The following is a 6782-nucleotide window of genomic DNA, read 5'->3' as shown; positions in this document are numbered from 1 at the left end:
CGTGGCCGACGGCTGCCAGGAGGTGTGCGGTCGTGGTGCCGGCGAGCAGTTGCTGCACGGCCCGGTCGAGCCGGTCGGCCTCGTCGCTGGCGTGCTGGGCCAGTGCACGGTGCAGGGCCAGCTTCACGAAGAGTTCCGGGCTCTGCCCCGTCTCCTGGGCGGCCTGGCGGATCGTGGCGTGGACGGCGGGCGGGAAGGCGAGGTTGAGCAGGACCTGCCCGTCGGCGTCCGGGTAGTGGGTGGTGATCACGTCCACGGGGAGCCGGGTGGCGAGGTGCTGGCGCAGCCGGTGTGCGGCGCGGCCGGGGGTTTTGGCGCGTACGAGGGTCATGAGGCGGGTGGTGTCGTAGTTGGTCGCGAGCGGCAGCACGCGGGCGGCGTCACGGAGTTCAGCCGGGACCAACGGGCGGGTCAGGAGGATTTCCAGGGCGTGGTGCGGCATCGTCACCTCTCTTTGCTGCCGTGTGCCGGTGGGTACGGCAGACCGGTACGCAGGTGCTTGGCATGCAGAAGAGGATCGAAGATCTGCCATCCGGCCAGGGCCAGGCCGGCGGCGCCATGGGTGGTGGCGTGCGCGGGACAGCGCTGGATACGCCAGCGCCGTTGTTCGGCATGGGGCAGCTGGCTGAGGTCGTAGACGGCCGTCGTCTGCTCGGGCAGGGCGAGTTGGCCGCGTCGGTGGCCGATAGGCAGCAGCCTCCACGATCCGGGCGGGGCATCCGGGGCCAGGACGGGACGGGGGCAGCGGGTTCGGTGGCTGGTCTGGGCTACGCAGCGGATGGCCTCCAGGGGGCTGTCGGCGAGGTAGTGGCCCAGCAGCATCCGCACGAGCGGGCAGTCGGGGCCGTCAGGCGCTGTACTGGTGGGGGCAGCCGTGGGAGTGGTGAAGACACCGGTGTCGATCAGGCGGCGAGTGCGTACGGCGAGTTGGCGGCGCACCGACTTGAGGGGTGGGCAGATCCGGCAGAGGGGAGTGCGCTGCGGGCAGAGCACGGCGTGCGGAATGCGGCACCATGCTCTGCCGTCGCTGTGCGGGTGGGCGATGCCGGAGCTCAGGTTGCCAGTGGCAGGAGGCGGGGACGTGGGCGGTGGCCAGTTCGGCGGGATGCAGGGCGATGGGCCGCCCGTCGGCACGCGGGTAGAGGTCGATGCGGTTGCCGCACCGGGGGCAGCGGCCGCACTGACCGGCACGCAGCAGGCGGCTGGGGCTGGTGGCGGCCACCCGCAGCGGACGGCGCGCCGGGGCGGTGCGGGGGCTGCCGTCCCAGTGGCAGCCGGGCGTGGAGTTGGGGCGCATGGCGAGGACCGTGCCAGGCGACACGCCCCGAGGGTGGGGCTGGCGGGCGGGCAGTCCCTCGGGCGGCCCAGCGCTATAGAACGGCAATACGAGTCGACGAGTATGCGTTCTATGCGTGCTCGCCGGTTCGGGTGATTTACGCGGCGCGCCAGGCCTGACGCGACCGAAGTCAGGCGCCCTTGGGCCCGGGCGGGGTGTGGTCGTCGCAGAGCGAGCCGAGCAGCTGCTCGATGGGGACATCAAAGGCGTGCGCGAGGGCGTGCCAGGTGGTGACGGTGCCTGCGGCTCGGCCGTGTTCGAGGTCGATCAGCGTGCGCCGGGCCAGGCCGCTGCGGCCGGCGAGTTCGTCGAAGGTCCACTCGCGCGCGTTCCTCAGCCGCGCCAGCGTCACACGCAGGGCGTCGCGGTCCGGGTCGGGCGGCAAGATCGTCACCCCACCATCGGACGGTGCAGACACCTGCCCTGTCAGTGCGGATTTCTGCACTATCGCTGCAGGTGGACGCGCTGGACACTCGCACTGCGCGAGTGCAGAGATCTGCACTACGGTGCGGGCGGCTCCCGCGTGCGTACCGGGAGACCACCGCACGAGGCCGACGCGGACCAGACCGGAGGGACAACGAGCCGATGCGGCTTGCCAGCACACACTCCGCGGTGCAGCGGATCTGGACGGTGCACCTGCGCCCGCAGACGGGCGGACCGGCCCTGACCTGCCCCCGCTGCGCACACAGCCCTGTCCTGCCGGCCGCCTCCGCCCGCTCGGCCGCCCTCACCCATCTGGCCCGCCACGCCCGCGCGGACGCGCTACCCGGGCATCTGCGCACCTGCCAGTGCCGGACGAGAGGCTGCCACTGGCACCCGCGCCACCGCGGCTGCGCGGGACCCGTCCTGCTCGCCCTGACCTGCGACCGCAGCGGGCGCGCGTGGCGGCTGGCCGATGCCTGCGCCGCCTGCGCGGCGGCGATGAGCCACACCGCCGTCGTACCGCCCACCCTGCTCGGCACCGGCCGCGCCCAGCCGGCCGCCGGCATGGCGCGCCCTGCGCGCAACACGCCCGCGTTCGGCCCGGCAGAACAGCAGCGCGTACGCGAAATGCTCACCTACCTCGCCACAGCGCTGCCCCGCTTCTCCTCCCCCGCAGCCCGGCTGCTCGCCCTGCAGTGCGCGTTGCGCGCTGACCGCCACGGGCAGATCCGCATGCCCCACGGGTTCCTGCGCGGCATGCGGCTGCATGGCCGCGCGGAGCTGTGGCTCGAGCTGGAGCACGCCGGCTGGCTGCACCGCCCCAGACGCAGAGGCTCCCCCGTCCAGGCACAGTTGCTCGACGCCGCCGTCCTCCACCAGGCCCCGGGACGCACCGCGCGCATCCGTGCCGCCCAATGGGCCCTGAATCCCGCTCCACTGGCCCTCTCGCCCGCCCTGCCCTCCGCCCTGCGGCTGACCGCACTCGCCCTCGCCGCCCACAGCACCGCCGGGGCGGGCGGGGGCGAGCTCGATGCCCTCACCCACCAGTGCGGGCAGCCGCCCCAGCAACTGGAGGACCTCCTCGACCAGCTGGTCCGCACCCGCCTCGTGACCGCCTGGCACCACCATCACGACAACGACGAAGTCCGGTGGAAGCTGCCCGCGCACTCCCCGCCCCACCGCGCCACACCACAAAGATGAGACGGCCCTGTTCCCTCCGCCGCCGCCTCTCCGCCCGGACCACTCGGCGCGAGAGCTCCCTGCGCCGACCGGCGCAGGGAGTTCCCTGCTCCTCTCATCCGGACAGCCAATGAGGCTGCGCTCTGGCACCGGCGGCGACCCGTGCGGCGCGGTGAGGGGGCTTGACGGAGCCGTCGCGGCCTGTCCGCATCACGGCACCGAGACCGGCGTGATCGCGTCCCTGCCGCACAGGACGGCAACGACGTTGTCCGCCGCGAGCTCCGCCATGCGCGCGCGAGTCTCCACCGTCGCGGAACCGAGGTGGGCGGCGAGCACCACGTTGTCGAGTGTGCGCAGCCCGGGATGCACATCGGGCTCGTTCTCGTACACGTCGAGGCCAGCGCCGGCGATCGTGCCCGTCGAAAGCGCCTGGGCCAGTGCCGCTTCGTCCACGACCGCTCCGCGGGCGGTGTTGATGAGGAACGCACTGGGCTTCATGTGCTCCAGCGCGACCGCGTCGATCAGGTGCCGGGTCTGCGAAGTCAGCGGGCAGTGCACAGACACGACGTCCGAGGTCTCCAGCAACTCGTCGAGCCCGACCGGGAGGGAGAGCGCTTCAGGACGGGAGTCGCGACGTGAGGAGTTCACGATCTCCATCCCGAAGGCCGCAGCGCGCCGGGCCACGGCCCGGCCGATATGGCCCATCCCGATGACACCGAGCCGTTTGTCCTGCAGCCCGGTGCCGAGCATGAACGACACATCCCAGGTCCACGCCGCCCCGGAGCGCACCAGGCGGTCGCCCTCCGCGACGCGCCGTGTCCCCGCGAGCAGGAGGGCGAGCGTGAGATCTGCCGTGGCATCGGTCAGGACGCCTGGGGTGTTGGGTGACCACCGCTCCGTGCCGGGCGATGGCTCTGACGTCGAGGTTGTCGTAGCCGACGGCCGTGTTCGCCACGATCCGCAGGCCGCTGCCGGCCGCGGCGAGTACAGCGGCGTCGATCCGGTCGCTGAGCATCGTGACCACGGACGTCGCCCCGGCGACGGCGCGCCCCAGCTCCGAGGGGCTGAGCGGTCTGTCGTGCGGGGAGACCCACACGTCACCGACCGTACGCAGTCGCGCGAGCACTGTGTCCGGCAGGGTCCGGGTGGCCACGATGCGGGGGCGGAGCGTGTTGTCGATCGTCATAGGAGTCGTCTTCCAGCGGTGGGGCGGGTGGCGGGTGACCGGGCTCCTGCAGCGGATTCCTGGTGTGTCAGGTGGCGGCGCCGCGTCGTACGAAGTCATGGATCCGGTCAGCGAGTTGGTCACCGGCCAGTTGGAACTTGCGCAGGACTTCGTCGGGGCTACCCGATTCGCCGTACTGGTCGTGGACCCCGAAGCTGGTCGATGAAGTACTGGCGCCCGACTGGGAGAACAACCCGTTGGCCCCCAACGTCAGTGCGGGATCCGAGGGGTTCAAGGAAACGATCGCCTTCCTGCGCCACGTGTTCCCCGACATCACCATCACCATTGAGGACGTTGTCGTCTCCGGCGACCGGGCGGCGGTACGTACCGTCGCCCGGGGCACCCACAAGGCCGAGATGATGGGGATCCCCGCGACGGGCAGGCAGGTCGAGTTCAACGCATCCGACATCCACCGGGTGGAAGGCGGCCGGATCGTGCAGAGCTGGCACCTCGAGGACTACGTCGGACTCCTCAGCCAGCTAGGAGCGACGTTCAGCGCGGCATCCTGACGCAGAGAGCTGCCGCCGCTACGGACCACAGCCGGGAAGCCCGGGGAGAATCCCTCCCCGGGCTTCCACCCAGTGACACAGTCCGCCGACGAGGTACCGTGAAGCGGGTCCCCTCCCGACGCCCGCCATCGAACCAGGGCGTGCCATGCCAAACCCGACATCACGACCGGCCCGCGCGCACCGCCTGGCTGCGACGCCGTCGCACACACACCAACCACCCACCGGCCAGCGGATCAGAACTCACAAAACTGAGACAGCGTCACCCCGCACGCGATAACACCCCCACGACAGCGATACCCCCGGAAATATCACCCTCATGACAGTGAACCCACACCCCGAAACCGCCACCCACCAGCAACAACACACCCAGACCCCACTGTCCCTCACCCCACTGTCCCGAAACCGAGAGATCGCAATCCGGCGCTCACGCCGGAGTGGTACGGCAGCAGCGAGCCCACCATGACCGTGAAGGCGGGGACATCGGTGAGGCGCCGGGCGTGTCGACGATCAAGCTTTTCGGCTCTGTCGCAGATCTTGTGACGCAGCCTGGCCGGTGGAGAGGGAGGTTCGGTAGGTCAGTAGCGGTGGCCGGGCCAGTGCGGGTCTTCCCAGCGGTCGGGTCCAGTGACGCCGAGGAGCCGTATCCGGTGAAGGAGGTCCTCCGGTGCGCCATGGGCACGGAGCCGGGCAGGCGCGTGGCGGACAAGCCAGGCAGTCAGCTCGGCGCGCATCTCTTCCTCGTTCTCCCAGGCACTCCAGGGAAGTTGGTCACCGAGCAGGTCGTACTCCCAGTGGTCTGCCGCCTCGGCCAGGTGTCCGTCTGCGACAGGGTCACTCAGTGATTCCCAGGCGTCGAGCCACTGGCTCAGCGTGCCCGTGGCCTCGGCGGTCAGGACAAGAAGGTCATGCGCAGGCACGGCGGGATCCGGATCGGTGAGCGTGTACGCCCACCAGGCCTGCAGGAACTCCTCCACTGTGGCGGCCTGCTCGGTAGGCCACTCTCGCCAGTTGCCAAGAGCGAACGCAAGCCCGACCCTCTCCATGCCGAAGAGAGGTTCGATGCGGCCGCTGACGAGGGCCGAGGCGAACTGAGGCAGGATCCGGCGCAGCACGGATGCGTGATCTCTCCAGTCGGTTGCCTGCCATGTGCGCTGCAGGAGATCAAAGTCCAGCTCCGCGTCCGCCACCTTGAGCTGCGCGAGGTCTTCCGCGCTGCCCCAGTGGCAGTCGCAGTTGTACTCGTTGGGGCGAGCGGTCATCCCGCGGAAGGTGACGGCCAGGCCGTCCAGTGCGGCGTCGAGACGAAGGCGTGCGCGGGGCTGATCGAGGTTCATCACGGACGTTCACCTTCAGGGACTCCGGGAGCTTGCGCCAGCCGAAGATCACTAACTTACCGAGTCAGGGTTCCCGCTGTCATCAGTATGACCGCCTCTCGGCTCTCGCAGCGCTCGCAATCGCCCAGGGACAGGTCACAAGATCAGCGCCAGAGCCGGGTTTTCCCCAGGGCTAACGTCACGTAATTCCCCACCCTGGGGCATCGGGCCGTGTCACGTTCTTGCCGTGCTGCCGTGCTGCCGTGCTGCCGTGGTCCTGGGTCGGAGGGCGGTAGGCAGGAGACGCGTGGCACCACAGGATTGGCGAGGTGACATCTCGTAGCTTCGATGTGGACACGTTCCTGCAGCAGCCGCTCACCGCTCGCCTTGCCACCAGTGGACCCACCGTGCGCCCGGTCTGGTTCCTGTGGGAGGACGGCGCGTTCTGGGTGCTGACGGGCCCGTGGACCCGTTTGTTCGACCGAGTGAAGAACGACCCCGAGGTCGCGCTCGTGGTGGACGAATGCGATCTCGTGACGGGACGTGTCCGGCAGGTGATCGCCCGGGGGCAGGCTGAGTTCGTGCCGTTCGACGTGCCGACGCAAGCTGGTCCGCTATCTAGTAGGGCTCCGTTAGGTGTCATTTGCCGGTTGTGTTCGTCCGGAGGCACGGTGGGTGGATGGACATGCGGCAAGTGGAGGATCTCCGGTCGGAGTTAGCCGGGTTCGTGGCGGATGTGTTCGCTTCGGTGCCGCGGCGGGATCAGCGGGCGAAGGGTGACTGCTACCTGCGCGGGT

At 70.1% G+C, this 6782-nt stretch carries 8 protein-coding genes and 3 pseudogenes; 4 read left to right on the top strand and 7 right to left on the bottom strand.

The window, feature by feature from the left end; all coding sequences use genetic code 11:
* The 4 genes and pseudogenes from ABT245_RS45445 to ABT245_RS45430 form a co-directional block, all read right to left on the bottom strand.
* Positions 1 to 448 (bottom strand): hypothetical protein (locus tag ABT245_RS45445; RefSeq protein WP_351746917.1); only part of this gene is annotated, 448 nt, incomplete at its 3' end.
* Positions 445 to 1134 (bottom strand): DUF6083 domain-containing protein, encoded by a 690-nt coding sequence (locus ABT245_RS45440; protein WP_351746914.1) that lies wholly within the window; start codon positions 1132 to 1134, stop codon positions 445 to 447. The genes ABT245_RS45440 and ABT245_RS45445, both read right to left, overlap by 4 nt.
* Positions 1135 to 1165: 31 nt before the next feature.
* A pseudogene (locus ABT245_RS45435) lies at positions 1166 to 1297 on the bottom strand (DUF6083 domain-containing protein); the annotation flags it as partial.
* 169 nt (positions 1298 to 1466) lie between these two features.
* On the bottom strand, positions 1467 to 1730 hold the full coding sequence (locus ABT245_RS45430) for a helix-turn-helix transcriptional regulator (protein ID WP_351746911.1): 264 nt from the start codon (positions 1728 to 1730) through the stop codon (positions 1467 to 1469).
* Between the two features lie 191 nt (positions 1731 to 1921).
* Between ABT245_RS45430 and ABT245_RS45425 the strand changes: the two genes are divergently transcribed.
* Positions 1922 to 2959: a hypothetical protein gene (locus ABT245_RS45425; RefSeq protein ID WP_351746908.1), complete on the top strand. Its 1038-nt coding sequence runs from the start codon at positions 1922 to 1924 to the stop codon at positions 2957 to 2959.
* A gap of 189 nt (positions 2960 to 3148) precedes the next feature.
* Here the strand turns inward: ABT245_RS45425 and ABT245_RS45420 are convergent, their stop codons facing one another.
* Together ABT245_RS45420 and ABT245_RS45415 are read right to left on the bottom strand one after the other, a co-directional pair.
* Positions 3149 to 3769, bottom strand: coding sequence for an NAD(P)-dependent oxidoreductase (locus ABT245_RS45420; RefSeq protein WP_351746920.1), 621 nt, complete (start codon positions 3767 to 3769; stop codon positions 3149 to 3151).
* Positions 3770 to 3881: 112 nt separating this feature from the next.
* Positions 3882 to 4124: pseudogene (locus tag ABT245_RS45415) on the bottom strand (hypothetical protein); the annotation flags it as partial.
* Between ABT245_RS45415 and ABT245_RS45410 the strand changes: the two are divergent.
* Positions 4108 to 4329 carry a hypothetical protein gene (locus ABT245_RS45410; protein ID WP_351746905.1) on the top strand — a complete coding sequence of 74 codons (222 nt, stop codon included), beginning with the start codon at positions 4108 to 4110 and terminating at the stop codon, positions 4327 to 4329. The pseudogene ABT245_RS45415 and the gene ABT245_RS45410 sit on opposite strands and share 17 nt — an antisense overlap.
* 31 nt (positions 4330 to 4360) lie before the next feature.
* Positions 4361 to 4672 carry an ester cyclase gene (locus ABT245_RS45405; RefSeq protein WP_351746902.1) on the top strand — a complete coding sequence of 104 codons (312 nt, stop codon included), beginning with the start codon at positions 4361 to 4363 and terminating at the stop codon, positions 4670 to 4672.
* Positions 4673 to 5247: 575 nt separating this feature from the next.
* Here the strand turns inward: ABT245_RS45405 and ABT245_RS45400 are convergent.
* The gene (locus ABT245_RS45400; protein WP_351746899.1) at positions 5248 to 6006 is read right to left on the bottom strand and encodes a hypothetical protein; all 759 of its coding nucleotides are present in this window, start codon (positions 6004 to 6006) and stop codon (positions 5248 to 5250) included.
* A gap of 329 nt (positions 6007 to 6335) precedes the next feature.
* On the opposite strand from ABT245_RS45400, the pseudogene ABT245_RS45395 reads away from it, so the two are divergent.
* Positions 6336 to 6584, top strand: a pseudogene (locus ABT245_RS45395) (pyridoxamine 5'-phosphate oxidase family protein); the annotation flags it as partial.
* Between the last annotated feature and the right edge of the window lie 198 nt (positions 6585 to 6782).

The organism is Streptomyces sp. NPDC001508, from assembly GCF_040298665.1.
GTDB lineage: Bacteria > Actinomycetota > Actinomycetes > Streptomycetales > Streptomycetaceae > Streptomyces.
The sequence above is the reverse complement of the archived record's forward strand: the minus strand, read 5'-3'. Positions and strand labels throughout refer to the sequence as shown.

Coding starts and splice junctions, on each gene's coding strand:
- ABT245_RS45400 (WP_351746899.1), bottom strand. CDS start 6,006: ATGAACCTCGATCAGCCCCGCGCACGCCTTCGTCTCGACGCCGCACTG.
- ABT245_RS45425 (WP_351746908.1), top strand. CDS start 1,922: ATGCGGCTTGCCAGCACACACTCCGCGGTGCAGCGGATCTGGACGGTG.